Consider the following 15,522-nt stretch of genomic DNA (forward strand, 5'->3'; position numbering starts at 1 on the left):
TCCTGAGGTGCCGCGTCAGCGGCCTCGAAGGAACCCTCCAGGGATCGCGCGGGAACTGGAAGCTTCCTTCGAGGCCGTCGCTTCGCCACGGCACCTCAGGATGAGGGCGAGGATGGGAAGCAGGTGTGTTGAGTCGTCGCTGCACTCGCAATGACGGTGGCGGCGGTGGGAGGGGATGACAGGATGCCGACGACGCAGACACCCACCCCGACCCGCACGGGCCTGATCCGCGCCATGGCCCGCGGCTTCATCGGCCGCTGCCCCCATTGCGGGCAGGGCAAGCTGTTCGGCCGCTTCCTGAAGGTCCGGCCGGACTGCGAATGCTGCGGGCTCGAACTGCACCACCACCGGGCCGACGATCTGCCGCCCTACGTGGTGATCTTCATCGTGGCCCACATCGTCGGCTACCTGATCCTCGAGACGGAGAGCGCCTACGAGGTGCCCCTCTGGGTCGAACTCGGCGTCTGGCCCGCCTTCACCCTGGTGCTCGCCCTCGGGCTGCTGCAGCCGGTGAAGGGCGCCGTCGTGGGCCTGCAATACGCCCTTGGCATGCACGGCTTCGCCGCGCTACCGCGGGGCCGCCCCGCCCTGGGGCCGGAGGAGACACGCCTTGCCCCAGCCGGACCCGGTCGCCCCGCAGGCCGCACCTGAGAAGGCCCGTCCGGCCGCGAGCCTCCGCCCCCGCGACGCCGCGACGATGATCGTCCTCGACCGTCGCGGGCGGGGGGGACCGAAGGTGCTGATGGGCCGGCGCAACGCGCGGCTCGCCTTCATGCCGGGCAAGTTCGTGTTCCCCGGTGGCCGGATCGAACTCGGCGACCGCTCCATGCCCGTGGCCGGCGCCCTCCCCGACTACGCGGAGGCCGCGCTCGCCCGCCGCATCTCGCGGCCACCGCACCATCTCGGCCGCGCCCTGGCGCTGGCCGCGATCCGGGAGACTTACGAGGAGACCGGCCTGCTGCTCGGCACCGCCGAGTACGGCCCGCCGGAGGATGTGCCCGCCGGCTGGGAGGCGTTCCAGAGCCACGGCGTCCTGCCCGATCTGGAGGCCCTGCATCTCGTGGCGCGGGCGATCACCCCACCCAAGCGCGTCCGCCGCTTCGACACACGGTTCTTCGCCATCGACCGCACCTGCGTCGCCGCCGAGGAGCCGGGCCGGGTGAGCGAGGACAGCGAACTCACCGAACTCGCCTGGGTGCGCCTCGACGCGGCACGCAAGCTCGATCTGCCCTATATCACCCGTGCGATCCTCGACGAGCTCGAGGCGCAGATCGCCGTGGACTTCGCGCCGCACCGGCAGATCCCCTTCCATTACGAGCGCTACGGCCGCCGCGAGCGGGAGTTTTTGTGACCTATTCTGAAAGAACCGGCCCGGGTTCGGGGGTCGGCGTGCTGGGTGGCGATGCGCAGAACGACCGGGAGCGCGTCGCCGCCATCTCGGCGGCCATCGCCTGCGTCGCCGTGGTTGGAATCGGGCTGAGCCTGTCGATCCCGCTCCTGTCGATCGAGATGGAGCGGCGGGGGGCATCGAGCACGCTGATCGGCCTCAACACGGCCATGGCCGGCATCAGCAGCATCTGCATCGTGCCGTTCGTACCGCGGATCGCGTCCCGGATCGGAGTCGTGCCGCTGCTGACGCTGGCGGTGATCGTCTCGGCGGCGTGCCTCGTCGCCTTCCCACTCCTGCCCGGCATCGCCGCGTGGTTTCCCCTGCGCTTCGTGTTCTCGGCAGGGCTCGGGGCGCTGTTCGTGCTCTCCGAATACTGGATCAACGCCGCCGCCCCTCCGGAACGGCGGGGATTGGTGCTGGGCATCTACACCACGGTCCTGGCGTTGGGCTTCGCCGTGGGACCGTTGCTCCTCGCCCTGGTCGGGACGATGGGCCCGTGGCCCTACGTGACGGGGGCGGGCCTCGTCCTGGCCGGGCTCCTTCCGGTGTTGCTGGCCAGGGGCCTCTCGCCCACCGTCGAGGGCGGGACCGGCCGGGGGGTGTTCGGCTATCTCCGCCTCGCTCCGGCCGCCCTGTTCGCCGCCCTGGCCTACGGTGCGGTGGAGACCGGTATCTTCGCGATCCTGCCCCTCTACGGCCTGCGCATCGGGTACGACGCCCAGGGCGCGGCCGGACTCGTGAGCCTGATTGCGCTGGGCAACGTCCTGTTCCAGATCCCCTTCGGCTGGCTCGCCGACCGCTTCGACCGGACCCTCGTGCTCCTCGGGACGAGTCTCGGCTGTGCCCTGGGCTCGGCCCTGATCCCGGTGGCCTCCACCTCCGGCACGGCGCTGGGCATTCTGCTGTTCCTGTGGGGCGGGCTCGCGGGTACCCTCTACACGGTCGGCCTCGCGACCCTCGGGGCGCGGGTGTCCGCCGCCGATCTCGCCGGCGCCAACGCAACCTTCGTGGTGCTTTACAATGTCGGCCTGATCCTCGGGCCGCCGGTGATCGGCGGCGGCCTCGACCTCATGCCCCCGGACGGCTTCGCCTATGCCCTGCTCGCCCTGTTCCTCGCCTATGCCATCCCCCTGACGGGGAGCCTGCGGCGGGGGCGGAGGCGGCCGCCCCCTTGACCTCGCGGCGGCGATCGGGCATCCAGCCCGCCTAATTCGGCCGGGCCTCCCCGGCCCTTTTGCGTTTCGCTCGCGCGGAATGCCACCCCGCCCAGGAGCACCGCACCATGGCCAAGGCCGTCACCGTCAAGATCAAGCTCGTCAGCACCGCCGACACGGGCTACTTTTACGTCACCAAGAAGAACTCCCGGACGCAGACCGAAAAGCTGACGATGCGCAAGTACGACCCGGTCGCGCGCAAGCACGTCGACTTCAAGGAAAGCAAGATCAAGTAAGCGCGCCCTCCGCGCTCCACGACAGGCCGCCCCTCCCGGGCGGCCTTTTTTTATGTATCGGCCCGCCGCCTTTCTGCCGTCATGGCGAGCGGAGCGAAGCAATGACGGCGCGGGCTTGGCCGCGCCGACGGCGTGGGCCTCTCCATAGGGGCCGCCCCCTTCACCCCCGCACACCCGGCGCCTCGGCGGTCATCGACTGGGCGAGTTGGCGGGCGACGGAGACAAGGGCGCTGATCATCGGCGTGGACGGGTCCCGCCGGGGCGCCACGAGCCCGATCGAGTGCACCACATCCGGCGCGGTGATCGGGATGGCCTGGAGGCCCTTGATCGCCCCCAGGGCATCCACCAGCACCTCCGGCATGATCGAAGCCCAGCGCAGGGTGCGCACGTGGCTCATCAGCACGATCATCGAGTTCGACTCGAGGGTCGCGGCCGGCTCGCCCCCCGCCGCGCGAATCTGCTGATCGATGATCCGCCGGTTCTGCATGTTGGGGGTGAGCAGGCAGAGGGGCACACGGCCGGTCTCGGCCCAGGTCACCGAGTCGTGCCCGTCATAGGGGCCGCCCGCCGCCGTCACGAACCGGTAGCGCTCCTGGTAGAGCGGCACCGAGACGACGCGGCCGAGGGGCTCGTTGTCGAGGTAGGTGATGCCCGCATCCGCCTCCAGGTTCTCGATGAGGGAGAAGATGTCGGTCGAGGTGGCGGACTCGATGGTGAGCCGCACGTCCGGGTGCCGCTCCCGATAGGGGGTGGTCAGCCGGGCGACCATCGGCAGGGCCGTGGGGATGGCGGCGATGCGCAGGTGGCCGCTGAGTCCCCGGCGCAGGCCGACGACCTCCTCATGCATCGCCCGGGCGTCGGCGACGATCCGCCGGGCCCAGGCGAGGACGCGCTCGCCCTCCGGCGTGAAGCCCTGGAAGCGCGAGCCCCGCAGGACGAGCTGCACGCCGAAGCGGTTTTCCAGCTGCTTCACCCCCGCCGAAAGGGTCTGCTGCGTAACCCCGCAGGCTTCGGCGGCGTGGCCGAAATGCTGCTCGCGGGCGAGGGCGAGCAGGAAATCCAGCTTGTCGATCACGGGGCGTCTCCCGGCCGGGCGGACCCGGCTGGGTTACGCGGATCGAGCACCCGGCACAATCCAGCCGGCCCCTCCGTCACCGGAAGAGGATCAGCGCCTTCGACAGGGTGATGCCGATGCCCCAAAGGATCGGGATGCCGACCACGGCCCAGGCCAGCAGCGCCCCGAGGCTGAAGCCGCCCCGGCCGATGCCGAACGAACCCGAGGGCACCTGCCGCGCGCCCGGCTTGGCGCCCAGCGCGGCGACCTCCGCCTCCGGCATGAACCATGTCCTGGCGAGCGGCCGGATCAGCAGGTTGCAGAGGAAGCCCACCGCCAGGAACCCGGCGAGCACGTACATCGTCCGCCCGTAGAGGTCGGCCCCCTGCACGCCCGCGGCGGCCTGGACCTCACGGATCTTGGTGACGACGAAGGGCCCGACGATGCCGGCCGTCGACCACGCCGTGAGCAGCCGCCCGTGGATGGCGCCCACGAACTGCGTGCCGAAGATGTCCGCGAGGTAGGCCGGGATGGTGGCGAAGCCGCCGCCATACATCGAGAGGATGACGCAGAAGATTGCCACGAACAGGGCCTGCGAGCCCGCCGTCGCCGCGCTCGGCGCGGCGGCGTAGAGCAGTCCGCCCAGCAGGAAGAAGGTGGCGTAGGTGGCCTTGCGGCCAATCCTGTCCGACAGGGACGCCCAGAAGAACCGGCCGAGGATGTTGAACAGGGATAGGAGCCCGACGAAGCCCGCGGCGATGGCGGCGACCTGCGCCTTCTGCCCCCCATCGAGGGCACCGAGCCCGATGCCCGGCTGGCCGATCAACGCGCCGCCGAAGATCTCCTGAAGCATCGGCGAGGCCAGGGCCAGCACGCCGATGCCCGCGGAGACGTTCAGGCAGAGGACGAGCCAGATCATCCAAAACTGGAAGGTCTTGTGCGCGTCGCGCAGATGGACGTGCCCCGCGGCGATCATCGCATTGTTGGAAGCCGGTGCCGTCCAGCCCTCGGGCTTCCAGCCCGCCGGGGGCACCCGGTAGCCGAGTGCCCCGGCGGTCATGAACAGGAGGTAGCCGACGCCCATCACCGCCAGCGTCTGCCAGACGCCGGCCGAGTCCGCGGTGCGGAAGCCCTTGATCAGCATGTCGGCAAGGGGCGAGCCGATCATCGCACCGCCACCGAAGCCCATGATCGCCATGCCGGTGGCCATGCCGCGCCGGTCCGGGAACCACTTGATCAGGGTCGAGACCGGGGAAATGTACCCGAGGCCAAGCCCGATCCCGCCGATCAGGCCCATGCCGAGCCAGACCAGCCAGAGCTGGTGGACGTACACGCCGAGCGCGCCGACGAGGAAGCCGCCGCCCCAGCAGAGGGCGGCGACCAGCCCCGCCTTGCGCGGGCCCGCCCGCTCGAGCCAGCCGCCGAACAGGGCGGCCGACAGCCCGAGCATTACGATGCCGATGGAAAAGACGATGACGAGGTCGCTGACGCGCCAGTCGCAGGTGGTGGTGAACAGGGCGGTCATGATGCCCATGTCACCGCAGGCGGCGGGGGCGGCCTGTCCGACCGAGAGGGCCCTGGTCAGGGGAAGCCAGAACACCGACAGGCCGTAGGCCATGCCGATGCACAGATGGATGGCAAGGGCGGCCGGGGGAACCAGCCAGCGATTGAACCCGGGCCGGGCTACGATGCGTTCACGCGAAAGAAAGCCGTACGACACGTCTGGCGCGATGGCGCCCGCAAGCCCTGTACCCATTCCTCGACCTCCCGATACGGCCCGTTGATCGGGCCTGTATACGGAATACATTTACCGCGACGCGGAAGCTCCGGCCAGAGATTAGGCAGCCTCGCACAAGTTTTTGCAAGACAACGCCGCGCAAGTGTTCGCGGGGAACACCGGTGCCAGCGAGGCGAAACCCCTCACGCCCGCGGGGAGGAGTTCATGTGGCATTTCCCGACTTGGATGTGATCGAAAATGTTCCAACCGCCGAACCCACCCGCTCCCTCATCCTGAGGCGCCCGCAACAAGCGGGCCTCGAAGGAGGGCTCCAGAAGGCTCCGCGATCCGTGGAGCCGTCCTTCGAGGCTGCTTCGCAGCACCTCAGGATGAGGGGGAGATTTGGATCAAACCCGCGCTGTCCTTGCGAGCGAACGCAAAACAATGACGGCGGTGGGAGCGCGAGCGGCGATGCCTATCCGGCGTCGCTGGCGCCGTCGCCGAGCTTCTGTGGGTCGCGGGTGGCCGACCGGATGGGGCTCTCCGCCTGTGGCTCGTCGATTTGGAGGGCCCGGCGGACGAGGATGTCGGCCTTGTCGCCGAAGGTCGGCAGGGCGACCTCCAGCTTCGAGATCATCCGCGGCGTCCAGAACGCTTCGATGTGCTTGTGGACGCCGGCCACCGCCTCCTCCTCCGGGTAGGACCGGAAGAAGGCGGCGATCTGGTTAGCCATGCGGAGGAGCTTGTCCTCCTGGGTCGCGGCGCTCATCGGGCCTACTCCGCCGCTTCCTGGGCGATCCGCGTCAGGGAGAAGTCTTCTTCATAGAACTTCGCCTGCCAGTCGGAGGGCCGGTTGGTCCGCCGCACCTGAACCGCCGTCACCTTGTATTCGGGGCAGTTGGTCGCCCAGTCCGAATAGTCGGTGGTGATGACGTTGGCGCCGGTCTTGGCGTGGTGGAAGGTCGTGTAGACCACCCCCGGCTGCATCCGCTCCGAGACCTTCGCCTTCAGGGCGATGTCGCCCGAGCGGCTCTCCAGAGAGACGAGATCGCCATCCACGATGCCGCGCAGTTCGGCGTCGAACGGGTGGATCTCCAGCACATCCTCCTCGTGCCAGCGAGAGTTCTCGGTGCGCCGGGTCTGCGCGCCGACATTGTACTGGGAGAGGATGCGGCCCGTGGTGAGGATGAGCGGGAACTTCGCCCCCGTCCGCTCCTCGGTGGGCACGAACTCGGTGATCATGAACCGGCCCTTGCCGCGGACGAACCGGTCGACATGCATCATCGGGGTGCCGAGGGGCGCCTTCTCGTTGCACGGCCACTGGATCGAGCCGAGCTCGTCGAGTTTGGCGTAGGACACGCCGGTGAAGCTCGGCGTGAGGCTCGCGATCTCGTCCATGATCTGCGACGGATGGGTGTAGTTCATCTCGTAGCCGAGCGCCTTGGCCAGGAGGACGGTGCCCTCCCAGTCGCCGTAGCCACCCATCGGCGGCATCACCTTGCGCACGCGGCTGATGCGCCGCTCGGCATTGGTGAAGGTGCCGTCCTTCTCGAGGAACGAAGCGCCCGGCAGGAAGACGTGGGCGTATTTCGCCGTCTCGTTCAGGAAGATGTCCTGGATGACGATGCACTCCATCGCCTTCAGGCCGGCGGTGACGTGATGCGTGTCGGGGTCCGACTGCGCGATGTCCTCACCCTGGATGTACATGCCCTTGAACGTGCCCTCGACGGCCTCGTCCAGCATGTTGGTGATGCGCAGGCCCGGTGCGTTGTCGAGCTTGGCGCCCCAGAGGGCCTCGAAGCTCTCGCGGGTGGCATCGTCCGAGACGTGGCGGTAGCCGGTGAGCTCGTGGGGGAACGAGCCCATGTCGCAGGAGCCCTGCACGTTGTTCTGGCCGCGGAGCGGGTTCACGCCCGCGCCGAGCTTGCCGATGTTGCCGGTGGCCATGGCGATGTTGGCCATGCCCATGACCATCGTCGAGCCCTGGCTGTGCTCGGTGACGCCGAGACCGTAGTAGATCGCCGCCGCGCCGCCCTTGGCATAGAGGCGGGCCGCACCGCGCACGGCCTCCGGGTCGAGCCCGGTGAACTGCTGCTGGTTCTCCGGCGAATGCCGGTCCTCGGCGATGAACCGCGCCCAGGATTCGAACTCAGGCAGGTCACAGCGCTCGCGGACGTAAGCCTCGTCGATCAGCCCCTCGGTCACGATGACATGCGCCAGGGAGTTGATGAACGCGACGTTCGAGCCCGGCTTCAGCGGCAGGTGGAAGTCCGCCTTGATGTGCGGCGACTTCACGAGGTCGATCTGGCGAGGATCCGCGACGATCAGCTTCGCGCCCTGGCGCAAGCGCTTCTTCATCCGCGAGCCGAAGACCGGGTGGCCGTCGGTCGGGTTGGCGCCGATCACCAGGATCACATCGGAATTCTCGACGGACTTGAAGTCCTGCGTGCCAGCCGAAGTGCCGAGCGTCGACATCAGACCGTAGCCGGTCGGCGAATGGCAGACGCGGGCGCAGGTATCGACGTTGTTGTTGCCGAAGGCGGCACGGACCAGCTTCTGGACGAGGTAGGCTTCCTCGTTGGTGCAGCGGGACGAGGTGATGCCGCCAACCGAATCCTTCCCGTATTTCGCCTGGATGCGTTTGAACTCGCTCGCCGCCCGGCCGATGGCTTCTTCCCAGGAGACTTCGCGCCACGGATCCGTGATCTTCTCGCGGATCATCGGCTTGGTGATGCGGTCCTTGTGGGTGGCGTAGCCGTAGGCGAAGCGGCCCTTCACGCAAGAATGGCCCTCGTTGGCCTTGCCGGCCTTGTAGGGAACCATACGGACGACACGGGTGCCCTGCATCTCCGCCTTGAACGAGCAGCCGACGCCGCAATAGGCGCAGGTCGTGACCTCCGCGTGCTCGGGCTGGCCGAACTCGTGGATCGACTTTTCCTGGAGCGTCGCGGTCGGGCACGCCTGGACGCAGGCGCCGCAGGACACGCACTCGGATTCCATGAAGTTCGTCGGCCCGGCGGCGACGCGGCTGTCGAAGCCGCGGCCGGCGATGGTCAGCGCGAACGTGCCCTGCACTTCCTCGCAGGCGCGCACGCAGCGGTTGCAGACGATGCACTTCGACGGATCGTAGGTGAAGTACGGATTGGACTCGTCCTTCGGGAGATACTTCTCGGACGTCAGCTCGACATGGTTGTCGCCGTCGTAGCCATAGCGAACGTCGCGCAGGCCGACGACGCCGGCCATGTCCTGCAGCTCACAATCGCCGTTGGCGGCGCAGGTCAGGCAGGTCAGGGGGTGGTCGGAGATGTACAGCTCCATCACGCCCTTGCGGAGCTTGGCGAGCTTGTCGGTCTGCGTGTGGACGACCATGCCGTTCTCGGCGGGCGTCGTGCACGAGGCCGGGGTGCCCCGGCGGCCCTCGATCTCCACGAGGCAGAGGCGGCAGGAGCCGAACGGCTCCAGGCTGTCGGTGGCGCAGAGCTTGGGGATCTGCGTCCCGGCATGCATCGACGCCGCCATGACGGAAGTGCCGGCCGGGACCGTGACCTCCATGCCGTCGATCGTCAGGGTGACGGTCTGTTCAGCGACCCGGATCGGGGTGCCGTAATCGATCTCTTTGATGAGGGCCATGCGCGCCTCCTCACTCAGCCGCCGCAGGCAGCGAGCCCGCGCGGCGAAAATCCTCGGGGAAGTGGGTGATCGCGCTCATCACGGGCATCGGCGTGAGGCCGCCCATGGCGCAGAGCGAGCCGTCGGTCATGACCTCGCAGAGGTCCTCGACGAGCTTGAGATTGGCGTCGGGGCGGATGCCGGCGATCACTTTGTCCATGGTCTCGACGCCGCGGGTGGCACCGATGCGGCAGGGGGTGCACTTGCCGCAGGACTCGGTGGCGCAGAACTCGAAGGCGAAGCGGGCCTGTTGCGCCATATCGACGGTGTCGTCGAACACCACGATGCCGCCGTGACCGACGAGGCCCTTCTTGGCCGCCATCGCCTCGTAATCGAGGGGCGTGTCGAGCAGGTGATCGGGGAAGTAGGCCCCGAGCGGGCCGCCGACCTGCACCGCGCGGACCGGGCGTCCGGAGCGGGTGCCGCCGCCGTATTCCTCGATGACCTCGCGGAGCGTCACGCCGAACGCCAGCTCGATCAGGCCGCCATGCTTGATGTTGCCGGCAAGCTGGATCGGCAGGGTGCCGAGCGACCGGCCCATGCCGTAATCGGCATAGGCCTTCGCACCGTTCTCCAGGATCCACGGCACGGCCGTGAAGGTCATCACGTTGTTGACCAGCGTCGGCTGTCCCAGGAAACCCTTGAGCGCCGGGATCGGCGGCTTGGCCCGGACGATGCCGCGCTTGCCCTCCAGGCTCTCCAGCAGCGAGGTCTCCTCACCGCAGATATAGGCACCGGCCCCGAGGCGGACTTCCAGATGGAATGTTTTACCTGAACCCAGGATATCGTCGCCGAGCACCCCGGCCGTCACGCCGTTGGCGATGGCTTCCTTCAGGGTCGCGAAGGCCTGCGGATATTCGGAGCGCAGGTAGATGTAGCCCCGGGTGGCGCCCGTCGCGACTGCGGCGATGGTCATGCCCTCGATGAGGTTGAAGGGATCGCCCTCCATCATCATCCGGTCGGCGAAGGTGCCGGAATCGCCCTCGTCGGCATTGCAGACCACGTATTTCTGCTCAGCCTTGGCGAGCATCACCGTGTTCCACTTGATGCCCGCCGGGAAGCCGGCGCCGCCGCGGCCACGCAGGCCGGATTCGCGCACCTGCGTGACGATGCCCTCGGCATCGAGCTTCAGCGCCGCCTCGAGGCCGCGATAGCCGCCATGCGCCCGGTAATCCTCGACGGAGACCGGATCGATGACGCCGCAACGGTGGAAGGTCAGCCGCTGCTGCTTGGCGAGGAAGGGGATCTCTTCCGGATTTCCCAGGCGCAGCGCATGCTCGCCACCGGTCGTGAGGCCGGCATCGAGCAGGGCGTCGACGTCGTTCAGGGTCACCGGCCCGTAGGCGACGCGCCCCTCAGGTGTGGCGACCTCGACCATCGGCTCCAGCCAGAACAGGCCGCGTGAGCCCGTCCGGACGATGGTGACGTCGAGGCCCCGGCGCTCGGCGCCGGCGAAGAGGGCGCGGGCGACCTTGTTGGCGCCGAGCCCCAGGGCGACGGCGTCGCGGGGGACGTAAAGCGTGACGGTCACTGGCGCACCTCCGTCAGGGCGGCTTCCAGGGCGTCGGCGGTCAGATGCGCGACGGGCTCGCCATCGACGAGGGCGGCCGGGCCGTTGGAGCAGAGGCCGAGGCAGTAGACCGGCTCCACCGTGGCGGACCCGTCGGCGGCGGTCCCATGCCAGTCGCAGCCGAGGCGGCCGAGGATCTCCCGGTGCAGGGCATCGGAGCCCATCGCCTGGCAGGCTTCCGCCCGGCAGAGCTTCACCTCGTGCCGTCCGGCGGCAGGCTCCTTGCGGAAGTCGTGGTAGAAGCTGACGCAGCCGAACACCTCGGCCCGCGACACGTTCAGCGCATCGGCAATCAGCGGGATCGCGCCGGAATCCACGTAGCCGAACGTTTCCTGCAGGGCGTGCAGGATAGGCAGCGTGGCGCCCTCAAGGTGGCTGTGTTCGGCGATAATGCCCGAGGCCCGTTCGGCGCTCCAGGGCTCATGACGCAACATAGGCTCCTGCCCAGTCTGTTCCCGTTCTAAGCTCGAAGAGGAACAGAATTGCAGGTTCGCATCAATCGCGCAGTCCGGTCGCCTGACAAAGGATAGCTGTCGAACTGTCACTCGGCGGGCGGCTCAGTTGCGCACAAACGTTTCTCGGGCGCTTCATAGCCTAGAAGCAAATGGGCCGAGCCGGCATTCCGTAACAAAAAAATTAATAGCTTCGCCGAGCCAAGCGGGACAGCGGGTCGGAAGAAAAATGCAGAATGCTGAGAGACTTCTTGCGCTGCACACATTCGCCCATGAAGGCGAGAAGACGCCATTCAGGGAAGCAGGACGCCGCAAGGCGAAGCGTATCCCGGATTGCTTCAGCCTGATTGCAATGACCGCCGGGGAGGAAGCCCACCCGGCCGAACATGAAATTTGTCAGAACTCCATGTCGAGTTCTTCGATCTCCTCCGGCTCCTGCGCGGCGGTTTCGGCCCACTCGATCATGAGCGGCCAGTGCAGGATCGTATCGCGGTAGGCAGCGGCGCTGGGGGGAAGCTTCACGTCATAGGTGCGGAAGCGGGTGCAGACGGGCGCATACATCGCATCGGCGAGGCAGGGCGTCTTGCCGAAGAGGAACGGCCCTTCGTACCGGTCCAGGCAATCGTCGAAGATCGTCACGATGCGCTCGATATCGGCCTTCGCCCCGTTGAACAGCCGGAAGCCGGGGTGGAACGCCTTCAGGTTCATGGGCAGCGCGGAGCGCAGGTTTACGAAGCCGGAATGCATCTCGCCGGAAATGGAATGGCAATGGGCACGCTCGGCCCGGTCCTTGGGCAGCAGGCCGGCCTCCGGGAAGGTCTCGTTCAGGTACGAGGCGATCGCCAGGGTGTCCCACACGACGACATCCCCATGCCTCAGGCGCGGCACGAGGAAGGAGGGCGATAGGTGCAGCAGCTCCGCCCGGCTGGTCGTGTCCTCGCCGGAAAGGACCTCGGTCGAGAAATCGATGCCCGCCATCCGGCAGATCAGCCAGCCCCGCAGGGACCACGACGAATAGTTGCGGCTGGAGATAGTCAGCGTGGCGGCGGTCATCGTCCCCTCCGTCGTCGTGTCGATCCGCCGGGCGATCCAAGACTCGTGCCGAACGGTCCGGAGGAGGCGAATCAGGCCGATGATGCGGAGCCTACTCCCGCCGGAGCAGCGCGGCGACTTCCGCTTCTTCCGCTGCGGTGAGGCGCCGTTCCGGCGCGGGCGGTCGGCGTCGGGCGAGGCGCCAGAGGCCGAAGGCACCGAGCAGCACGGCGAGCGCCGGGGTCAGCCACAGGAGAAGCGTATGGAGGGCGAAGACCGGCCGCAGCAGCACGAACTCGCCGTAGCGCGCGACGATGTAGTCCTTCACCCCTTGGTTGGTGTCGCCCTTCTCCAAGCGGTCGCGGACCAGCAGGCGCAGATCTTTGGCGAGGGGCGCGTCGGAATCGTCGATGGACTGGTTCTGGCAGACGAGGCAGCGCAGCCCCTCAGAGATTTCGCGGGCCCGATGCTCCAGAACGGGGTCCTTCAACACCTCGTCGGGCTGGACGGCACGGGCCGGGAGCGGAGCGAGGAGAAGGATGACCGCAAACAGACCGCTCCAGGCACTCCATCTCTGCGAGCGAAGCGACGCACTGACGGTGGGACCAGCCATGCGGGTCCGCTTGTCCGGCGCGCCACGCATCACTCAGCCGCCACCGCGCTCGCGGGAAGCGCGCGGCCCTTCGCCTTGGCGGGGGCGCCGACGCGCATCCGCCGGTCGGTGAGGGACAGGGCGCCGCCGAGCGCCATCACCACCGCGCCGAGCCAGATCAGCAACACCAGGGGCTTATAGTAGAGCCTGAGGCCGATCGAACCATCCTTCCCGGCCTCGCCGAGGCTGGCATAGACTTGGCTCGCACCGAGGGTGAGCAGGCCGGATTCGGTCACGGTCATCTGGCGGCTCGGGTAGAAGCGGCGACCGGTCTCGACCTGCCCCACCTCGTCGCCGGCCCGGTTGCGCACGGTCAGGAAGGCACCGGCTTCCTCGTAGTTCGGCCCCTGGCGGGGGGCGACCCGGTCGAGGGTCGCCACATAGGGCCCGACGGTCAGGGACTGGCCGGGCTTGAGGCTCGCCAGCCCCTCGCTCGCCCAGCCCTGGGCGGCGATGCCGATCACCACCACACCGACCCCGGCATGGGCCAGCGACGTGCCCCAGGCCGACCGCGGCAGGCCGAAGGCCCGGCGGGCGATGATTGCGGGGGAGCGGGTCCGCCGTGCGCCGTAGCCCCGGGCGCGGGCCACGATCTCCATGGCGGAGCCGATCAGCAGGTAGGCGCCGAGGCCGATCCCGATGGGTGCCATCACCGGCCCACCCGCCGTCATGGCCAGTGTTGCGAAGCCCGCGGCCAGGGCGACGCCGAGGGCGAAGAACAGGCGCTGGGAGGCGGCGAGCAGGTCGCCGCGCTTCCAGGCCAGAGACTGCCCGAACGGGACGATCAACAGCAGCGGGATCGCCAGGGGCACGAAGGTGGAATTGAAGAAGGGCGGCCCGACGGTGATCTTGTCGCCGGTCAGCATCTCAAGGAGCAGCGGATAGAGGGTGCCGACGAACACCGTCGCGCAGGCCGCGACGAGGAACAGGTTGTTGAGGACGAGCGACCCCTCGCGGGAGATCGGCGCGAACAGCCCGCCCTGGCGCAGGAGCGGCGCCCGCCACGCGAACAGGGCGAGCGACCCGCCGATGAACAGGACGAGGATGCCGAGGATGAACACGCCCCGGGTGGGGTCGGTGGCGAAGGAATGCACCGAGGTCAGCACGCCCGAGCGGACGATGAAGGTGCCCACCAGCGAGAGCGAGAAGGTGAGGATGGCGAGCAGCACCGTCCAGACCTTCAGGGCGTCGCGCTTCTCCATCACGACCGTGGAGTGCAGCAGGGCCGTCCCCGCGATCCACGGCATGAGGGAGGCATTCTCGACCGGATCCCAGAACCACCAGCCGCCCCAGCCGAGTTCGTAATAGGCCCAGTACGAGCCCATCGCGATCCCGAGCGTCAGGAAGCACCAAGCGGACAGGGTCCACGGCCGCACGGCCCGGGCCCAGACGGCGTCGATCCGCCCCTCGATCAGCGCCGCGGCGGCGAAGGCGAAGGTGATCGAGAAGCCGACATAGCCGAGGTAGAGGAGCGGCGGGTGGATCGCGAGACCGGGATCCTGCAGCAGCGGGTTCAGGTCCCGCCCCTCGATCGGCGCGGGCACGACGCGGGTGAAGGGGTTCGACGTCGTGATGATGAACAGCACGAAGACGAAGGTGATGAGCCCCTGCACGCCCAGCGTGTTGGCCCGCAGGCGTGGCGGAACGGAGTTCTTCGCCCCGGCCACACAGGCGCCGAACAGGGTGAGGATCAGCACCCACAGGAGCATCGAGCCCTCGTGGTTCCCCCACACGCCGGAGAGCTTGTAGATCAAGGGCTTCTGGGTGTGCGAGTTCTCCACCACGTTCTGGACGGAGAAGTCGGATGTGGCGTGCGCCCAGGTCAGGGCGGCGAAGGCGAAGAGCACGCAGGCGAAGGCGCCGAGGGCCGCCTGGGAGGTGGTCTGCCGCAGGGCCGGGTCGCCCGAGCGCGCCGCCCAGACAGGCATCACCATCTGGACGAGGGACAGGGCGAGCGCCAGGGCGAGGGCGAAATGTCCGGTCTCGACGATCAAATCCGCCTCACCGTTCGCTGCGGGGGCCGAGGGTTCCGTCGGCTGAGGCGGAGGCGGCGGGCACCGGACCCTTCGCCCCGCCCTCCTGCCAGCGGCCCTGCTTCTTGAGGGCGTCGGCGACTTCCCGGGGCATGTAGGATTCGTCGTGCTTGGCGAGCACGGTGTCGGCGCGGAAGCGGTTGCCCGGCTCCAGAATGCCTTCGGCGACGACGCCCTGGCCCTCCCGGAACAGGTCCGGAAGCAGGCCGGTGTACTGCACCGCGATGGTCGCGCCGTGGTCCGTGACGGCGAAGTCCACCGTCTGCCCCGGCCCGCGTTTCAGGGACCCGTCCTGGACGAGGCCACCCAGGCGCAGCCGCGTGCCGGCGGGGATCGCCTGCGCCTCGATCTCCGAGGGGGACCGGAAGAAGACGATGGAGCCGCTCATGGCGGACAGGATCAGGCCCACGGCCAGCGCGAGGACGCTGCCGCAGACGGCGATCAGGATCAGGCGGCGCTTCTTGCGCGTCACGGCGTTCCGTTCCCTGAGATCCGGTCTCTTC

The 15,522-nt window shown here is 68.5% G+C and carries 14 protein-coding genes; 4 read left to right on the forward strand and 10 right to left on the reverse strand.

From position 1 onward, the window contains the following. The first annotated feature begins 183 nt into the window (after nucleotides 1–183). From MFF22_RS20700 to rpmG, 4 genes are all read left to right on the forward strand, one after another. Entirely contained in the window at nucleotides 184–651 is a 468-nt protein-coding gene (locus tag MFF22_RS20700; RefSeq protein ID WP_238252159.1) for a DUF983 domain-containing protein, read from the forward strand. Next, nucleotides 611–1,351, forward strand: a complete 741-nt coding sequence (locus MFF22_RS20705; protein WP_238252161.1) for an NUDIX hydrolase — start codon at nucleotides 611–613, stop codon at nucleotides 1,349–1,351. The genes MFF22_RS20700 and MFF22_RS20705 overlap by 41 nt, the downstream gene beginning before the upstream one ends. A 38-nt stretch (nucleotides 1,352–1,389) precedes the next feature. Beyond that, nucleotides 1,390–2,565, forward strand: coding sequence for an MFS transporter (locus tag MFF22_RS20710; protein WP_238252335.1), 1,176 nt, complete (start codon nucleotides 1,390–1,392; stop codon nucleotides 2,563–2,565). A gap of 107 nt (nucleotides 2,566–2,672) precedes the next feature. Next, the gene (gene rpmG / locus MFF22_RS20715; protein WP_238252163.1) at nucleotides 2,673–2,840 is read left to right on the forward strand and encodes a 50S ribosomal protein L33; all 168 of its coding nucleotides are present in this window, start codon (nucleotides 2,673–2,675) and stop codon (nucleotides 2,838–2,840) included. Nucleotides 2,841–3,000: 160 nt separating this feature from the next. Here the strand turns inward: rpmG and MFF22_RS20720 are convergent, their stop codons facing one another. The 10 genes from MFF22_RS20720 to ccmE all read right to left on the reverse strand — a co-directional run bounded on the left by MFF22_RS20720 (nucleotide 3,001) and on the right by ccmE (nucleotide 15,491). Continuing rightward, nucleotides 3,001–3,915, reverse strand: coding sequence for a LysR family transcriptional regulator (locus tag MFF22_RS20720; RefSeq protein ID WP_238252165.1), 915 nt, complete (start codon nucleotides 3,913–3,915; stop codon nucleotides 3,001–3,003). A 76-nt stretch (nucleotides 3,916–3,991) separates the two neighbouring features. Beyond that, nucleotides 3,992–5,650 carry an OFA family MFS transporter gene (locus MFF22_RS20725; RefSeq protein WP_238252167.1) on the reverse strand — a complete coding sequence of 553 codons (1,659 nt, stop codon included), beginning with the start codon at nucleotides 5,648–5,650 and terminating at the stop codon, nucleotides 3,992–3,994. Between the two features lie 436 nt (nucleotides 5,651–6,086). After that, on the reverse strand, nucleotides 6,087–6,380 hold the full coding sequence (locus MFF22_RS20730) for a formate dehydrogenase subunit delta (protein WP_238252176.1): 294 nt from the start codon (nucleotides 6,378–6,380) through the stop codon (nucleotides 6,087–6,089). Nucleotides 6,381–6,385: 5 nt separating this feature from the next. After that, the gene (fdhF, locus tag MFF22_RS20735) at nucleotides 6,386–9,241 is read right to left on the reverse strand and encodes a formate dehydrogenase subunit alpha (RefSeq protein ID WP_238252178.1); all 2,856 of its coding nucleotides are present in this window, start codon (nucleotides 9,239–9,241) and stop codon (nucleotides 6,386–6,388) included. 10 nt (nucleotides 9,242–9,251) lie between these two features. Next, entirely contained in the window at nucleotides 9,252–10,811 is a 1,560-nt protein-coding gene (locus MFF22_RS20740; protein WP_238252180.1) for a formate dehydrogenase beta subunit, read from the reverse strand. Beyond that, nucleotides 10,808–11,284, reverse strand: coding sequence for a formate dehydrogenase subunit gamma (locus MFF22_RS20745; RefSeq protein ID WP_238252182.1), 477 nt, complete (start codon nucleotides 11,282–11,284; stop codon nucleotides 10,808–10,810). Before MFF22_RS20745 ends, MFF22_RS20740 begins: the two co-directional genes overlap by 4 nt. A gap of 414 nt (nucleotides 11,285–11,698) precedes the next feature. Further along, nucleotides 11,699–12,355 (reverse strand): glutathione S-transferase family protein, encoded by a 657-nt coding sequence (locus MFF22_RS20750; protein WP_238252184.1) that lies wholly within the window; start codon nucleotides 12,353–12,355, stop codon nucleotides 11,699–11,701. Between the two features lie 91 nt (nucleotides 12,356–12,446). Further along, the gene (locus tag MFF22_RS20755) at nucleotides 12,447–12,947 is read right to left on the reverse strand and encodes a cytochrome c-type biogenesis protein (RefSeq protein ID WP_238252186.1); all 501 of its coding nucleotides are present in this window, start codon (nucleotides 12,945–12,947) and stop codon (nucleotides 12,447–12,449) included. Between the two features lie 29 nt (nucleotides 12,948–12,976). Continuing rightward, complete coding sequence (locus MFF22_RS20760; protein ID WP_238252188.1) at nucleotides 12,977–14,980, reverse strand: heme lyase CcmF/NrfE family subunit; 2,004 nt, start codon at nucleotides 14,978–14,980, stop codon at nucleotides 12,977–12,979. 7 nt (nucleotides 14,981–14,987) lie between these two features. Continuing rightward, nucleotides 14,988–15,491, reverse strand: coding sequence for a cytochrome c maturation protein CcmE (ccmE, locus tag MFF22_RS20765; RefSeq protein WP_238252190.1), 504 nt, complete (start codon nucleotides 15,489–15,491; stop codon nucleotides 14,988–14,990). Nucleotides 15,492–15,522: the final 31 nt, after the last annotated feature.

This window comes from Methylobacterium persicinum (assembly GCF_022179525.1).
Taxonomy (GTDB): domain Bacteria; phylum Pseudomonadota; class Alphaproteobacteria; order Rhizobiales; family Beijerinckiaceae; genus Methylobacterium; species Methylobacterium persicinum.